Raw genomic sequence first — 14642 nt, 5'->3', positions numbered from 1 at the left:
GGATTTTCTATGGAAGAACTGAATTCAACAATGCAACAACCGACAGCGTATAATGACGACGATATCAAGACGCTGGATTGGATGGAACATATCCGCCGGCGCCCAGGTATGTATATTGGTAAATTGGGAGATGGTAGCTATGCGGATGATGGTATCTATGTATTGCTGAAAGAGGTACTCGACAACTCCATCGACGAATACATGATGGGGTATGGCAAAACCATAGAGGTCACCGTAGAAGAAGGAACCGTTTCTGTCAGGGACTACGGACGCGGCGTTCCTCTGGGAAAAGTTGTCGACGTTTCCAGCAAGATGAATACAGGTGCCAAATACGACAGCAAGGCTTTTAAGAAGTCAGTCGGACTGAACGGTGTCGGTATCAAGGCCGTAAACGCCCTGAGCAGTTATTTCCTTATCACCAGTTTCCGCGACGGAGAATGCAAACGGGTGGAATACAGCAAGGCGATCATTACAGAAGAGTCAAAGATACAGCCTACTACGGAGTCAAACGGTACATCGATCTATTTCATCCCCGACCGCGAAATATTCAAGGAATACCAGTACAAAGACGAGTTCATCGAAAGTCTCCTGAAGAATTACGTCTTTCTGAATTCCGGCCTGACGATTATATTCAACGGCAAGAAGTTCCACTCCCGCAACGGGCTGGTCGACCTGCTGAACGAGAACATGACCACCGAACCGTTATATCCGATCATTCACCTGAATGGCGAAGATATTGAAGTGGTTATCACCCACAGTAACCAGTACGGCGAAGAATATTACTCATTTGTCAACGGCCAGTACACGACACAGGGGGGAACGCATCTTTCCGCTTTCCGTGAAACACTGGGACGTGTTATCAAAGAATATTACAATAAGAACTTCGAATACTCCGATATCCGTGCCGGTATCGTTGCCGCCATCAGTATCAAGGTGGAAGAACCGGTATTCGAAAGCCAGACAAAAACAAAGCTGGGATCGAAGGATATAGGCCCCGAAGGCCCTACGGTAGCCAAGTTTGTTGGCGACTTCATCAAGAAGGAGCTCGACAACTACCTGCATAAGAACGTAGACACCTCGGAAGCCCTGCTTCGCAAGATACTGGAATCGGAAAAAGAGCGCAAAGCCATTGCCGGTGTGACCAAACTGGCCCGCGAACGAGCCAAGAAAGCCAACCTGCACAACAAAAAGCTACGCGACTGCCGTATCCACCTGAACGATACCAAAGGCGACCGTACGGAAGAAAGCTGTATCTTCATCACCGAGGGCGACTCGGCCAGCGGATCTATCACCAAGAGCCGCGACCCGAATTATCAGGCTGTATTCAGTCTGCGTGGTAAGCCGCTCAACAGCTTCGGTCTGACCAAGAAGATCGTATATGAAAACGAAGAGTTCAACCTTCTGCAGGCAGCCCTCAATATCGAAGACGGCCTGGACGGTTTGAGATACAATAAGGTTATTATCGCAACCGATGCCGATGTCGATGGTATGCACATCCGCCTGTTGCTGATCACTTTCTTTTTGCAGTTCTTCCCCGACCTGATCAAACGTAATCATGTCTATATCCTGCAAACCCCGCTTTTCCGTGTCCGCAACAAGCAGAAAACGTATTACTGCTACAGCGAAGAAGAGCGTCTGGCTGCTATACAGGCCGTAGGAAAGAATCCTGAAATCACCCGATTCAAAGGATTGGGAGAGATCTCACCGGACGAGTTCAAGCATTTTATCGGCAAAGATATACGCCTGGATCCGGTTACAATGAAAAAAGAAGACCTGGTAAAAGATATGCTCGAATTCTATATGGGTAAAAATACCATGGAAAGACAGAACTTTATCATTGATAACCTGGTTGTTGAAGAAGATGTGGTTAATTAAACACGAAGAATGAAAAAGCGTATCGCCCTTTTCCCCGGAACATTCGACCCGTTTACCATCGGACATCAGTCGCTGGTAAGCCGTGGACTGGCTCTGGTAGACGAAATCATTATCTCTATCGGTATCAACGAGAAGAAGCAAACCTATTTCTCGATTGAAAAACGGATAGAAGCGATCAGTAACCTATATAAAGATGAACCTCGGGTTAAGGTGATGTCATACAACTCGCTCACGGTAGATTTTGCCAACGAGGTGGGTGCTGCATTCATCCTGCGTGGTATCCGTACGGTAAACGACTTCGAATACGAGAAAAGCATTGCTGACGTAAACCGTAAACTCAGCGGCATCGAAACGTTCATCCTGTTTACAGAACCCGAGCATACGCATATCAGCTCCAGCATCGTACGCGAACTGCTGAATTATGGAAAAGATATATCCCAGTTCGTGCCGAAGGGTACGAACTTATATTGACAACTTACGAAATAAAGATCAAAAATGAGACAAATCCTATTCACCCTGCTCGCAGCAATGCTCGTCATCACTTCGGCAGTGGCCCAGAAACCGAATCAGGATGCCCGCAAATTATCCATGGCCCTGTATGCCATATCGAATCTGTATGTAGATCCGGTGGATGATTCCAAGCTGGTAGAAGATGCGATTATCGGTATGCTGGAAAAGCTGGATCCACATTCAAACTATATGGATCCGGAAGAGACAAAAGAAATGACCGAACCTTTGCAAGGGAATTTCGACGGTATCGGTATCCAGTTCAACATGCTGACCGATACGCTATACGTTATCCAGGTTATTCCCGGTGGCCCGTCTGAAAAGGTAGGCCTGGTAGCCGGTGACCGTATCATCATGGTTGACGACACCCTAATTGCCGGTGTTAAAATGAAAACAACCGATATTATGAAGCGTTTGCGCGGGCCGAAAGGTACCGAAGTAAGCGTAAAGGTATTGCGTAATAAAAATCCGGAACTGATCGAATTCAAAATCATCCGTGGAAAGATACCTGTAACGAGTATGGATGCCGCATATATGGCCGACAAACAGACCGGATACATCAAGCTGAACCGTTTCGCAGCCTCATCTGCCGACGAATTCCGTGAAGCGCTTGCCAAGCTCCAGAAACAAGGAATGAAAAACCTGATCCTCGACCTGCAAGGAAACGGGGGCGGTTATCTCAACATTGCCATCGAACTGGCTGATGAATTCCTCAACAAAGACAAACTGATTGTCTATACCGAAGGGAACAAGCAGCCGCGCGACGAAGCCAAATCGACTGCACGCGGTGGATTTGAAGAAGGACGCCTGGTAGTATTGGTTGACGAATCGTCTGCTTCCGCCAGCGAAATCCTGGCCGGTGCCGTACAGGACTGGGACCGTGGAGTGGTTGTAGGACGCCGTACATTCGGTAAAGGTCTGGTGCAGAAACCAATCCCCATGCCCGACGGTTCTATGATCCGCCTGACAGTAGCACGTTATTATACGCCTACCGGACGAAGCATACAGAAACATTACGAAAACGGTAAACTGGAAGATTACCAGCACGACCTGATCGACCGTTATAACCGTGGCGAACTGATGAGTGCCGACAGCATCCATTTCCCGGACTCGATGAAGTACAATACACTGGAAACAAAACGTATCGTTTACGGTGGCGGCGGTATCATGCCTGACGTATTCATCCCGGTAGATACCACCCGCTATACGGATTATCACCGTAGCCTGGTTGCCACCGGACTGGTGAACCGTGTTGCCATGAATTATCTGGATCGTAACCGCAGTGAAATGAACAAGAAATATCCGAAGTTCAGCCAATATAAAAAAGGATTCGTCGTTCCCGAAGAGACGCTGCAGGAACTGATCGATCTGGGTAAAGAGGAAAAGATCGAGTTCAACGAAGAGCAATATAACCGTTCAAAACCGCTTATCACACTTCAGGTAAAGGCCTTAATAGCCCGCGACCTGTACGATATGGCTGAATATTTCCAGGTAATCAATGACGATAACCAAAGTTATCAGGAAGCGCTGCGCATCATCAATGATGAAGCAGTTTACAATAAGGAGCTGGGAAGGTAAAGAAGATTTCAATGCGAGCCTGTTATGGTTCTAAACAAATAAAGGGGATGTGCCAAAAATTAAATAACTGGTACATCCCCTTTTTAATTAGTTATCACATACGATTATCTTTGTATCCATATTTAAACTTTACAAAATGAATTTATCAGGAATAGACACTTTAATCTGGGATTGGAACGGAACACTATTAGATGATGTAGACGTAAACGTCAGGGTTATCAATGAAATGCTTTTAAAAAGAGATTTACCTCAACTGGATTTAAATACTTATAAGGAATTATTCTGCTTCCCAGTCAAACAGTTTCACAGACAAATAGGTATCGACTTTGAGAAAGAGTCGATTGAGGAAGTATCAGCCGAATATATGGAACGTTACAAGAGTTATGAGAAAGAGATAAAGTTGCATATGGATGTTCCTTTCATTTTAGACACAGTCAATAGCCTGGGGATCAACCAATATATCTTATCTGCTGCCGGAAAGAATGACCTGCTGCGTATGCTCGATCATTTCCGGCTGACCGGAAAGTTTAAAGGTATATACGGCTCGGGAGATATATGCGCAACAGGGAAAGTAGGGATCGGCCAGAAGTTATTGAAAGACAATTCCCTGAACCCGGACAAAGCCCTGATCATAGGAGACACATTACATGATGCCGAAGTGGCAAAAGCCTTAGGGATAAACTGTGTGTTGTATGCTGGGGGACATAATAGTCATAACCTCTTAATAGAAAAAGCTGAAGTAATTACAGACCTGAAAGATATTATCCAAGAATAAAAACACCCGATTGGAAACTCCAACCGGGTTAATAATATATAGTCCGAATACGGTCTTACATTAATATAAGTACAGTTCCTTCATCTTCTGGATATCTATACCTAAAGTCTCCGTAAGGAATTTAGTCATAGAACCATATTTCTTATCAATTGCATCATAAGCCGCATTCAGGTATTTTTCATCGACAGTAACCAGCGGGGCAATCTGAGGATAAATTTTCAAGAAACTGCTATACTTGCTTGCAATATAATCTTTACTAAGCAGATAATCCTTCATGATCGTTTCCTTATCCACATCAAGAGCCGAGAGTATAAGCATAGTAGCAACTCCCGTACGGTCTTTACCTGCTGAACAATGGAAGCTCAACGGCAAAGTATTTGCGTCCTGAACATATTTAAAGAATTCCTTATATTGAGCGACATAATCATCAAAGTTTACCATTTCAACATAAGAATCAATCATGATCTGTGCTGTTTCTTCTTCGCTCATACCCTTTGATATTGCTCCGATAATTTCATCTGAAAAGATATTACCCGCATTGATCTTTAAATCATAAGTATTCTTTACAGTAGATGGCAGAATATCCGGAGCAGCAGGCAACATACCACCCAGACCTCCTTCTTTTTCAGTATCAGTACGGAAATCGACAACAGTTTTCAAACCGGTACTTACCAAATAAGCAAGATCGGCTGCGTTCAATTTGTTCATTTCATCGGTACGGAATAATTTTCCCCAACAAACAAAACGGCCTTCTTTGTTCTTTATACCGCCCAGATCTCTAAAATTGTACCCTTTTTCGATAGGCAAACGTCTTTCAGCCAATAACACCTGACCTTCAGAAGTCTTAAACAAGAAAATGGATCTTTTTTGTGTATCGACACTCAACTCGAAAGAACCTTTCCCATCCCCACTCTTGCATGGTGTACTCATATCGATATCGTCTGCCGAAGAACCTGCATATAAATCCCAGGCATTATCACCAGAGACATTCAATGTCGCTTCTTTGGATGTCAGATCACGCACAAGTTCAACCTGTCCGCTTATATCTTTACCGGAATAGCCGGTAGTTGGTTTTTCATCATCATCATCACAAGAAGTTAATACCCCGGAAGCACAAAATAACAGCAATAAATAACTAAATAAACTCTTTTTCATAACACGCTTTTCTTCTCTATTTTACATTAATAAAGCTCGCAAGTTACAGGTTTAAAAACAATTACGCAAAATCAAAACCCCATTTAGGCTCATAAATGAAATTTAGAATATCGTTTATTTATTTTAGAATATAAAAGGAATCATCTGCTTTTCGAGACTCTTTTATATAATCCTCAAAGTCCCCATCTCTCCCTGTTCTGCTCCGTATCCGGATAAATATGCCATAGGCTGACTTTGTCTTTGATTATTTCCGCTATCCAGATGGCACGAACGTTATTTAACACCTCATCGGAGCAGACAGCGTATCCCTGCAATATAACGGTCGATCCTTTTACGAGTATGCAATAAAGATCATATCGGTAAGGAACGTCCCATCCGGCTCAGGATAATCCTTCCGCAGTAAATCGACTATTTCAAATTCGGCATCCGTTAAACCATCAGAAAGGTACTCTTCCTGATGGTAATAGATAAAGACTCTGATACTTTACAGCTGTTTTATCATAAGTTTCTATGGTTTCCTTCATTCTTTCATCTTCGTACATATCTATTTTCTCCGTTAGTATAATTTGTCTGCAAGAATCTCTTTAGTAGCTTCTCTCACCTGATCTATGATCTCTTGTCCTCTTTTACAGGAAATACGAATACCCTCACCAACAACAAGCATGTCTTCAATAGTCGGATTTCCGTTTCCATTGGCCGTTGTGGCATGTTCACCATTATATCCACTACTACATTTTGTTAGATCGTACGCCGGTGCCAATTCCCATTGGGCGTTCCTATAATAAAAACTGAAGTTTTTAGCATGGTCGTCTTTGTTTTCAGCCAGTATATTAAAGACCATTCTTCGGAACATTTCTTCCACCTGAACAGGGTCTTGCGTGATGACCCCGGTTAAAGCCAATAAATTCTCATAAGTCAATGCCGGATAATGGATAGATTGGTTAAGTAAAGCTCCGGCTGTTGCGGTGTGTAAACGTTGCCCATCTTCTATATCAAATCGTTTTGTAGCAAAATATTTATTTTCAATAAGTTTAAAGTCAGGCACATTGATACCTGATGCACGAGCAGCTTTATTATATTGATATTCCATTTTACCCATATCTTTCGGATCATTGATATGACGGAATTTCAATATCCAATCTCCTTCCTCATCTTTATAAAGTGATTTTGGGCGACAGCCACCTGAATTACCACTATTAAAATAAAGAACATCGACATCCTTATCCGTTTTCTCGGCAAGCACATCGAGAGCTAAACTTTGCATATAATTTAATTCCGGTAAACCTTTTGGCTCACCGATATATAATTCAGGCACATACGATAAGGCCCCCATTCCGGAAGCGCCAACAATACTTAAACGTTGCACAGGAGTCAAGCTGGTATCATCTATCCCCTCTTTTTGCAATATCCTGTTTAAAAGATAACGCCCGTACCCATCAGGCAGGCTGTCTTCAAAAATTCCAAAATTGCCATAGAAAGGTTCTGCGGGGGCAATAAACAAACCTTCTTTCAAGTCTAATTGCCTTGGAGCAATAGAAAAACCGGATTTTAGCCATTCTTTATCATATTCAAAAGCACACCTTTGAGTTGGAGTCATAGCAAGTTCACCCACCTTTTTGTCTCCATAGAATACAGACACTTTATTTATCTGTCTGATTTTCTCCAAAGACCTTATCTTCCTGGTTTCACTCTTTTTCTTTCCTGACATTACGGCTTCCTCTTTTCCTGTTTAAATTCCTGTTTATCTCATCCAGTTCAGCCATTGTGTTGTATAATGGTTCTGACAATAATTGTTTCAAATCATTGGTATATCCCAACGCCTTTGCCAGTGCTACAAAAGAAACTAAAGATATGACATGCTTCGTTTCAAATTTCGCGATTGTAGCAGCAGGAACCTTACTCAAATCTGCCAAAGCATCCCGTGAGAGGCCTTTTTCCAAACGTCTCTTCTGACAGTTTTGTGCCAGAACCTTCATTATGGCTTCTGTCTTATCTTCGTCGAATGTATATAATAAAGTCATACTATAGTAGCAATAAACGGCTTAATCAATATTATTGTATTAGTTACAAAGATAATATTTATTTCCAGTAAATACAAAGAAAGGACAACTATCGAAAGTGTCGATGTATCTATATACCACTCTGCTCCCCATACTCCTTAATTTTCTCCTCACAAATCCGCTTTGTTATATCCCTAAGCAATTCTACTTTTGGAATAAGTGCATCGATATCCTCTTTAGTCACGACAAAGTGGGGATTGTACCGGGCATCTACATAAGCGGCTTTTAATAGTTTAAAAAGTCGTTTCTCTTCAGGAGTGTTCTGAGGGAACACAGTACTCAGATCATCGGAATAACGCCTGGTTGTAGAAGATAATTTGGATAGATTATGTTGTTTGTTATTTCTCAACGCAAATGTCAATCGGATAGCGTAATAATAATTTTCACAGGCTTGGTGAAGATAAAAAGATGCCATTTGATACCTTTCTCTTTCTTTATTTGTTATGGCATCATCAAAAAAGAAATTTCCTTTTTCAAACTTCTCATTAAAATATTCCTGTGCCTGCTTCTTTATCTCATCAAAGTTGAGTTTTCTCCTACGAGACAATTTGTATTTTCCACTATTATAAAGTATTACTCCTTCCTGCTTTATCTGTGTATGGAAATACCGTCCCTCTTCAATAAACTTATTAAGCTGTGCAATATCATCGTTAATAAACTCAACAGGGGTATCGCGGTCAAAATCTTTTCCGGCAAAGAAGATATCTTCTACGTTATCCAGTATGGTTTCCGCCTTTTTGCTGTTTATTCCGCTCGTTATCACGTAAATATCATAATCTGAAATTTTAACGGTAGGAATGCCGCCGTCTTCAATCCGTATGCTACGGCGAACATAATTGCCCCTCGCATAACTTCCATACAGAATAATAAACTCCGTCTGAGGTAAGCGACGAAGTATCTCCGTTACAAGAAAATTCAGTTCTTCCTGTTTGTCTTTAGGTAGATAAGCGATCGAGTCTTTCATTATGCTTGATTATGTACAACGTTAAAATACAAAAGTACAAAAAAAGCAGAATTGCCTTTAGCTTTTTGATTCTAAATCATATATTTGCACAACGTTCCTGTTTTTATTTGTTTTGTTTGTTATTACAAAATGAATAAGTCTATATAATACAGGTAATTAAAATATCATAGTATTAATATAGGCTCGATTCCCCCGAATCAGGCTTAAAAAGGAACGTATTCATATGGACAATAATAATATAGTTGGGATAAAAAGCTATTACTATCTGCTACAACAAATTACTTCTTTATTAAATCTGTCATTACCAGAAATCAGACAGAAATATATAAACTATCCATATTGCTTAATAGACTATTTCGAAAAAGAGGTGGAAGAAAAATCGATCGAGATACGATTTGACCAAGAAGAGTTTACATTGACTTGTCTTTTCAGCAATGATGGTAAATGTGAGTTTGTTTATTTATTCCCTGATAAAAATGAGTATATAAAAGGATTCATCTCTTATCTGGAGATAACCCAGAGCTACGACTATTTAAAGAATAGATGGACAACATCAGGCTGTTACATAAAAGCACAAACAATAGCCCATCTACCCAGTGACATTTGTCTGATGTTTTATAATTAATCGTATAGTCCCTAAACCATAAAAGACTATACCCAAAAGCCTCTTTATACTTTTTACAGGCACGGATTATACGGATTTGACAAATTGTTTATTTATCTGAACAATGAAATCTGTGTAATCCGTACTTGAAATATATTATCATGAAGAACTCACGAATATCAAACTGTCAATTCAACCCGCCTATGGAAAAGCTGTACGGGAGAGAATCAATACCTGCTGCCTTTTACACCACTGTCAGCAACTCAAGAAATAACATATCATCTTGCTTAAAGCAAACAAAACAATATTATGCTACCTATAGCAAATAAAACAAAAACAATCGACCAAATATTTATCATATATACTACATATTATCTATCTACTTACTGCACTCATTTGCTTTGTTATAGAGCATGAAAAATGTTATTCAACATACTTTTGTACTACAAAACAGTACCCGAAAATGCCAAATTCAATATTTATTAACATAAATCTCACTTCAAATAAACCTCAATCTCGTTTTAAACGAATTATATTTTCGTTTAAAACGAGATAAAATTCCCTTTCAGACGAATTATAAAAGCCATATATGAAGAAATTATTGTTAAATATTGTATTCGACAATCTTCTACAACACCAATTTGGCGCAATACACAAGTTACAAAAAGGGCTGTAATAAAATCTTTTTTATTCAAAAGCAAAGTATTATTATTTCATTTTGTCAAACCCCATAATTTCACTTCAAAAGTTCGTGTTGCCATCTTATCATTTCACGTAATATTCCACTTTAACACATTGCTTCAAAGGATAAAATATCTGTTTTCCAAATAATTACTATATTTAGGAACCCTATCGAATCAGTTCATATTAAATAGCAACAAAAGAATAAAAAGAAAAGATATATGATTGAATCCAAAAACGTCGATAAAGCAGGTACTACTTTCGGCAATATTCTGACCGACAGGTTGATTATACGGTTAGCAAACCCGGATGATGCGGAAGAAATATACGCTTACCGCTCTGATACTATTGAAAACCAATATCAGGGCTGGTTCCCCGAATCCGCAAAGGAAGTTCGTAATTATATAACCAATATGCCGATGACTATAGATATAGCCGACGTATGCTTTCAATTTGCCATTCTAACCAAGAATGAAAACCGCCTGATCGGAGATATGGGAATAATCTTCACAGGACATGAAAGAATGCAGGTAGAGGTCGGTTGTACGTTGAATAAAGCTTTTCAGGGCAAAGGATATGCCACCGAAGCATTGACGGCAATGGTAAACTATTTTTTCATGACCCTAAAGAAACATCGTATTGTAGCATCTATCGATCCAAGAAACACCGCCTCTATCCGACTTATCGAACGATTGGGATTCAGGAAAGAAGCTCATTTCAAAGAAAGTTATTTCCTTCGTGGCGAATGGGTAGACGATATAATTTATGCCATGCTCGATAAGGATTGGGGTAATAAACGGATACATTAAGGAAGAAAGACTCGTAGTCCCACTAGACTAATCCTGTTGGAAAATTTGAAAGTTATCTCAATCTTATTTGTGTATCAATGAAATAAAGTTTATCATCAATTCCATAAAGAACATTATTAGGAACTGCATCAAAAATTTCATATTGTCGTATTATCTCATTTGTGATAAAACTTTATGAATAACGGCTTTGTAAATATCTCGGTCATTAATAATTGCCGACACTGCTTTTGCATCGTAACCAAGAGAGTCTAACCGCCTTTTGATTTCTTCGGCTTCTTGCAAATTCCTCGCCTGCAGGAGAAATAGTGCTTTCAAACTCTCTACCGCCTCATCAATCTGCTGTTCTGGTGTCTTTTGTATGTTGTTCCTATCTAATTCTGTAACAAATATTTCATTATGCGATTGCAAAGATAATTATTCTCAATTGGAAATAACAGATTTGAGAAATTATAATTAACTTTGTAATATTAATATCAGTTCCTAACTATTAAGTTTTAGTGTAGATTATGTCATTCAAAGCCAAAGTTTCTATAGATGCAAATGGTATAAAAGAAGAACGTTCTGTATTATTTATACAGACTCTTTTACTTGGCCGAACTAAAAACAATATTGATAAAGGAACTACTCAATCTAATATTGATGGTTATATTGAGTTACTTGATTCATCAAATAGAATCAATGGCAAAATTACCGTTCAGGTAAAAACTGTATCTCTAAGGGATGAAGGACATAATAAGTTTCCTTGTCCTACATCTTTATTTGCATATGCAGAAACAACAACTGATAATGTCTTCCTTTTAGCGGTAGACCATTCTCAGGATAAAGTTTTATATAAACATATTTCGCCAAAACTTTTAAACGCGAATCGGGACAAAGAACAACAAGAGACGATAACATTGCACTTCACCACAAACGAGGAATTACGAAAAGACAATATTGACATGGTATTAAAAGATTGGTTAAGTATATGTAGCAGCCGTGTATATTGTTTAACTAATAGTGAAGCTATTTTAGAGGAGAATAGCGAATTGAAGTCATATTTGCAAAACATGCCTAAAATGGCAACCGATTTAAGGTCTTGTGATATTACAGAGATTCAAAACTTTACAGATGCGTATAACGGGCTATTAGAATCCGATTTTAGATACATTAAAAGTGTGCTGTTTCCTAATGTATGGAAACGAGGTATTGCAATATATACATATACAGATAATTCATTAGAGTATTCTCTTTATAATATAAATATGGGAGAACTTGTCGCACCGATAGTTCAAATGCCCCAATGCTCAATTTTCGAAATAAAAAACAAGCATGATTATGCTTCATTCTCTTGTACTGAAAATAGACTAAAAGAAAATCCTAAGTTATATTCTCTTTCTATCATTAAGAAACATATAGAAGACTTCATCAAAAATCAGAGGGTTATCCCTTCTGATGAGGTATTCTTAATAGAATATATTCATGAGTTTATCGAAGCAAATTGGAGATACTTACATTTAAAAAAGTATTCTGATTTGAATGTGTACTCGTTGATTCAACACTTTCAATCAAAATACCCATATATTGATAAAATGCCAGTACACTTAGTGTCAGGAGGAAAATCTATATATGTAAACACTGTATATAATGCTATTAAGCTTTTGTCCGAAATTGGATATACGACCATACCATATCCCTATCCAGCAAAAGGTTCTTATGGAAATACGGGGATGGTATATGATTTTTACTCTCCAACAACAGCGTTGGAAAAATCGCGAATAGTAATTTTAAATACAATACGTGCATATCAAAGTTTTATACAATCAGAGTTTCCTTTGTTGGCTGATAAACTTGATGCTTTTTATGGTGGCAATCTTATTTCTGTATTGGTAGACTACTCTGATCCAGAACATAAATTTATATTTCACATTCATTATTTCAGAAGTATCCTGCCATCTAATGAAAAAACTATTATGATTGAAGATATTAGTAAGTCAAGAATAATAACAGAGAACAATTTGTCTTCAGCAACAGATTTGTTTAGAAAAGAATCTGTGATGTTTAATGGTCGAGAGTTCTCTTGTTTCAGAGGAGGTGGACTTAGTGATATGACAATATTATTTGGGAAATATAATTGCCTAACCTATTTTTATGAATTATTAAAAACTCACTTTGATGATTATTTTAAGAGCATAGCCATTGATGGTTAGATGCTTTGATCGGTGTTAACTACATCGAACATTAAGAAGAAATTGACCCACGATTGAAGGGTCGTTATCCCAATAGCTTGGTACTGTTTATTGTGTAATTTCTAATATTTATATAATATGACTCGTTTATGTAGCAAAACATTAGGTTACTATATACCTTCTTTTTTTGAAATGCATATAGATACAAATATTGATGATCTTACCATTAATCAATTACCTATAAGGGATATGACTATTCTATTTCATGAATATATCCATTTTCTTCAGGATTTTACTACGTTTTACGGTTTATCAGCAATTTATACTCATAGTGAATATCTACATAGCGTAGTAAACAGAATTTATAACCATGGTTCAACTAGTTTTTCAGTCCCCTTTGAAATAAAGGACAATAATGATAATGTTCTTTTAAATAGGCAAATCTCCAAATTGACACTTGGTGATACTTCGGAAATAGATATATTAAAAATATCTGACATAACAAAAAGTTCTGATGAATTATTGCCAAATGTTTATTTTAATGCTATTCCTAATAGGATATTATGTACTGAAGATAATATTATGATATTTGGTGCAATGGCTATAATGGAGAATATGGCATATTTAATGGAATGCTGTTGCTCTCCAAAAGGTTATGAAAAATCACCTGATTTTCCATATACTGCTGCAGAAAAAGTTGCTGAATTTTATTCACCTGAATTTGCGAAAGATAAACTTAAGGTTTTAGCACTTTGTGATATAAGTCTACAATGCTCTAATCCTGGTGTGTGTTTTGTTAATATTATGGAAGGTGTTGCAAAGAAAAGAATAGTCTTTGATACGCCAGAATCAATTTATGATTATTTCTATTCACAAGAAACAGTGCATCATGGCAGTTTAGAACATAAGTCATTTCTAGAACAATATAAAATAATGTTAATGCGAGTTCAAACGCAATTAAAAGGTTATCTTCAGAATATGCCAATGCTTGAATCATACTATAAGTGGATTGATAACATTGTTCGTTTTGCACTTGATTGGAGAGAAAATGATCCCTATTTTTTGCTTAAGATGGCTAATCATGCAGATTTAGCAACAAATGGATGTTGGGGCAAGGCTGTTCATGATGTTGGTACTCCTCTCATGGTCAATAGTCTTGGACATTATTTCAAGATCCTATCAAATGACTGTCCCTTAGATATGGATGTCGAATATTTTAGAGCGTTACGAGAAATAGAGAATCTATTTGAAATAGGCAAAGTTGAATGTTCTATGTATGATTGGTGTACTAATTCTCTAAAATCTTCGCCCAATGATTTGTGCAATGTAGCTCCTTGGGAAAAGTGTAGTGAAAAAGAACTATGCCCTTATGCTCTATTTTGGAGACACTGGAAACTCTCTGGATACAAGCCATCGCAAAAATAGAGGTGTTTATAATTAATGATTATAAAACTTTGATTACCTTT

General features: G+C 38.2%; 13 protein-coding genes. 8 read left to right on the top strand and 5 right to left on the bottom strand.

The annotated features are described in order from the left end of the window. Positions 1–9: 9 nt before the first annotated feature. The 4 genes from HMPREF1212_RS22305 (at position 10) to HMPREF1212_RS22290 (ending at position 4735) form a co-directional block, all read left to right on the top strand. The gene (locus HMPREF1212_RS22305; protein ID WP_028730253.1) at positions 10–1875 is read left to right on the top strand and encodes a DNA topoisomerase IV subunit B; all 1866 of its coding nucleotides are present in this window, start codon (positions 10–12) and stop codon (positions 1873–1875) included. A gap of 9 nt (positions 1876–1884) precedes the next feature. After that, positions 1885–2346, top strand: a complete 462-nt coding sequence (gene coaD / locus HMPREF1212_RS22300; protein WP_028730252.1) for a pantetheine-phosphate adenylyltransferase — start codon at positions 1885–1887, stop codon at positions 2344–2346. A 24-nt stretch (positions 2347–2370) separates the two neighbouring features. Beyond that, on the top strand, positions 2371–3960 hold the full coding sequence (locus HMPREF1212_RS22295) for a S41 family peptidase (protein WP_046151138.1): 1590 nt from the start codon (positions 2371–2373) through the stop codon (positions 3958–3960). Between the two features lie 136 nt (positions 3961–4096). Further along, positions 4097–4735 carry an HAD family hydrolase gene (locus tag HMPREF1212_RS22290; protein WP_046151137.1) on the top strand — a complete coding sequence of 213 codons (639 nt, stop codon included), beginning with the start codon at positions 4097–4099 and terminating at the stop codon, positions 4733–4735. Positions 4736–4795: 60 nt separating this feature from the next. On the opposite strand, the gene HMPREF1212_RS22285 is transcribed toward HMPREF1212_RS22290, so the two are convergent. From HMPREF1212_RS22285 to HMPREF1212_RS22270, 4 genes are all read right to left on the bottom strand, one after another. Beyond that, positions 4796–5890 carry a tyrosine-protein phosphatase gene (locus HMPREF1212_RS22285; protein ID WP_046151136.1) on the bottom strand — a complete coding sequence of 365 codons (1095 nt, stop codon included), beginning with the start codon at positions 5888–5890 and terminating at the stop codon, positions 4796–4798. 556 nt (positions 5891–6446) lie between these two features. Next, the gene (locus HMPREF1212_RS22280; protein WP_046151135.1) at positions 6447–7598 is read right to left on the bottom strand and encodes a type II toxin-antitoxin system HipA family toxin; all 1152 of its coding nucleotides are present in this window, start codon (positions 7596–7598) and stop codon (positions 6447–6449) included. Further along, the gene (locus HMPREF1212_RS22275) at positions 7576–7911 is read right to left on the bottom strand and encodes a helix-turn-helix domain-containing protein (RefSeq protein WP_010801025.1); all 336 of its coding nucleotides are present in this window, start codon (positions 7909–7911) and stop codon (positions 7576–7578) included. Before HMPREF1212_RS22275 ends, HMPREF1212_RS22280 begins: the two co-directional genes overlap by 23 nt. 109 nt (positions 7912–8020) lie before the next feature. Beyond that, positions 8021–8914, bottom strand: coding sequence for a HEPN domain-containing protein (locus HMPREF1212_RS22270; RefSeq protein ID WP_046151134.1), 894 nt, complete (start codon positions 8912–8914; stop codon positions 8021–8023). A 223-nt stretch (positions 8915–9137) separates the two neighbouring features. Here HMPREF1212_RS22270 and HMPREF1212_RS22265 point away from each other — a divergent pair, with 223 nt between their 5' ends. Together HMPREF1212_RS22265 and HMPREF1212_RS22260 are read left to right on the top strand one after the other, a co-directional pair. Continuing rightward, positions 9138–9539: a hypothetical protein gene (locus HMPREF1212_RS22265; protein ID WP_028730246.1), complete on the top strand. Its 402-nt coding sequence runs from the start codon at positions 9138–9140 to the stop codon at positions 9537–9539. Between the two features lie 881 nt (positions 9540–10420). Continuing rightward, positions 10421–11008: a GNAT family N-acetyltransferase gene (locus HMPREF1212_RS22260; protein WP_046151133.1), complete on the top strand. Its 588-nt coding sequence runs from the start codon at positions 10421–10423 to the stop codon at positions 11006–11008. Positions 11009–11158: 150 nt separating this feature from the next. Here the strand turns inward: HMPREF1212_RS22260 and HMPREF1212_RS22255 are convergent, their stop codons facing one another. After that, entirely contained in the window at positions 11159–11416 is a 258-nt protein-coding gene (locus HMPREF1212_RS22255) for a hypothetical protein (RefSeq protein WP_046151132.1), read from the bottom strand. 98 nt (positions 11417–11514) lie between these two features. Between HMPREF1212_RS22255 and HMPREF1212_RS22250 the strand changes: the two genes are divergently transcribed. Continuing rightward, complete coding sequence (locus HMPREF1212_RS22250) at positions 11515–13197, top strand: DUF4365 domain-containing protein (RefSeq protein WP_046151131.1); 1683 nt, start codon at positions 11515–11517, stop codon at positions 13195–13197. Positions 13198–13314: 117 nt separating this feature from the next. Next, on the top strand, positions 13315–14601 hold the full coding sequence (locus tag HMPREF1212_RS22245; RefSeq protein WP_157317108.1) for a hypothetical protein: 1287 nt from the start codon (positions 13315–13317) through the stop codon (positions 14599–14601). Positions 14602–14642: the final 41 nt, after the last annotated feature.

Origin of the sequence: Parabacteroides sp. HGS0025, assembly GCF_000969845.1 — a bacterium.
Taxonomy (GTDB): domain Bacteria; phylum Bacteroidota; class Bacteroidia; order Bacteroidales; family Tannerellaceae; genus Parabacteroides; species Parabacteroides gordonii.
The sequence above is the reverse complement of the archived record's forward strand: the minus strand, read 5'-3'. Positions and strand labels throughout refer to the sequence as shown.

Coding starts and splice junctions, on each gene's coding strand:
- HMPREF1212_RS22305 (WP_028730253.1), top strand. CDS start 10: ATGGAAGAACTGAATTCAACAATGCAACAACCGACAGCGTATAATGAC.
- coaD (WP_028730252.1), top strand. CDS start 1,885: ATGAAAAAGCGTATCGCCCTTTTCCCCGGAACATTCGACCCGTTTACC.
- HMPREF1212_RS22295 (WP_046151138.1), top strand. CDS start 2,371: ATGAGACAAATCCTATTCACCCTGCTCGCAGCAATGCTCGTCATCACT.
- HMPREF1212_RS22290 (WP_046151137.1), top strand. CDS start 4,097: ATGAATTTATCAGGAATAGACACTTTAATCTGGGATTGGAACGGAACA.
- HMPREF1212_RS22285 (WP_046151136.1), bottom strand. CDS start 5,890: ATGAAAAAGAGTTTATTTAGTTATTTATTGCTGTTATTTTGTGCTTCC.
- HMPREF1212_RS22280 (WP_046151135.1), bottom strand. CDS start 7,598: ATGTCAGGAAAGAAAAAGAGTGAAACCAGGAAGATAAGGTCTTTGGAG.
- HMPREF1212_RS22275 (WP_010801025.1), bottom strand. CDS start 7,911: ATGACTTTATTATATACATTCGACGAAGATAAGACAGAAGCCATAATG.
- HMPREF1212_RS22270 (WP_046151134.1), bottom strand. CDS start 8,914: ATGAAAGACTCGATCGCTTATCTACCTAAAGACAAACAGGAAGAACTG.
- HMPREF1212_RS22265 (WP_028730246.1), top strand. CDS start 9,138: ATGGACAATAATAATATAGTTGGGATAAAAAGCTATTACTATCTGCTA.
- HMPREF1212_RS22260 (WP_046151133.1), top strand. CDS start 10,421: ATGATTGAATCCAAAAACGTCGATAAAGCAGGTACTACTTTCGGCAAT.
- HMPREF1212_RS22250 (WP_046151131.1), top strand. CDS start 11,515: ATGTCATTCAAAGCCAAAGTTTCTATAGATGCAAATGGTATAAAAGAA.
- HMPREF1212_RS22245 (WP_157317108.1), top strand. CDS start 13,315: ATGACTCGTTTATGTAGCAAAACATTAGGTTACTATATACCTTCTTTT.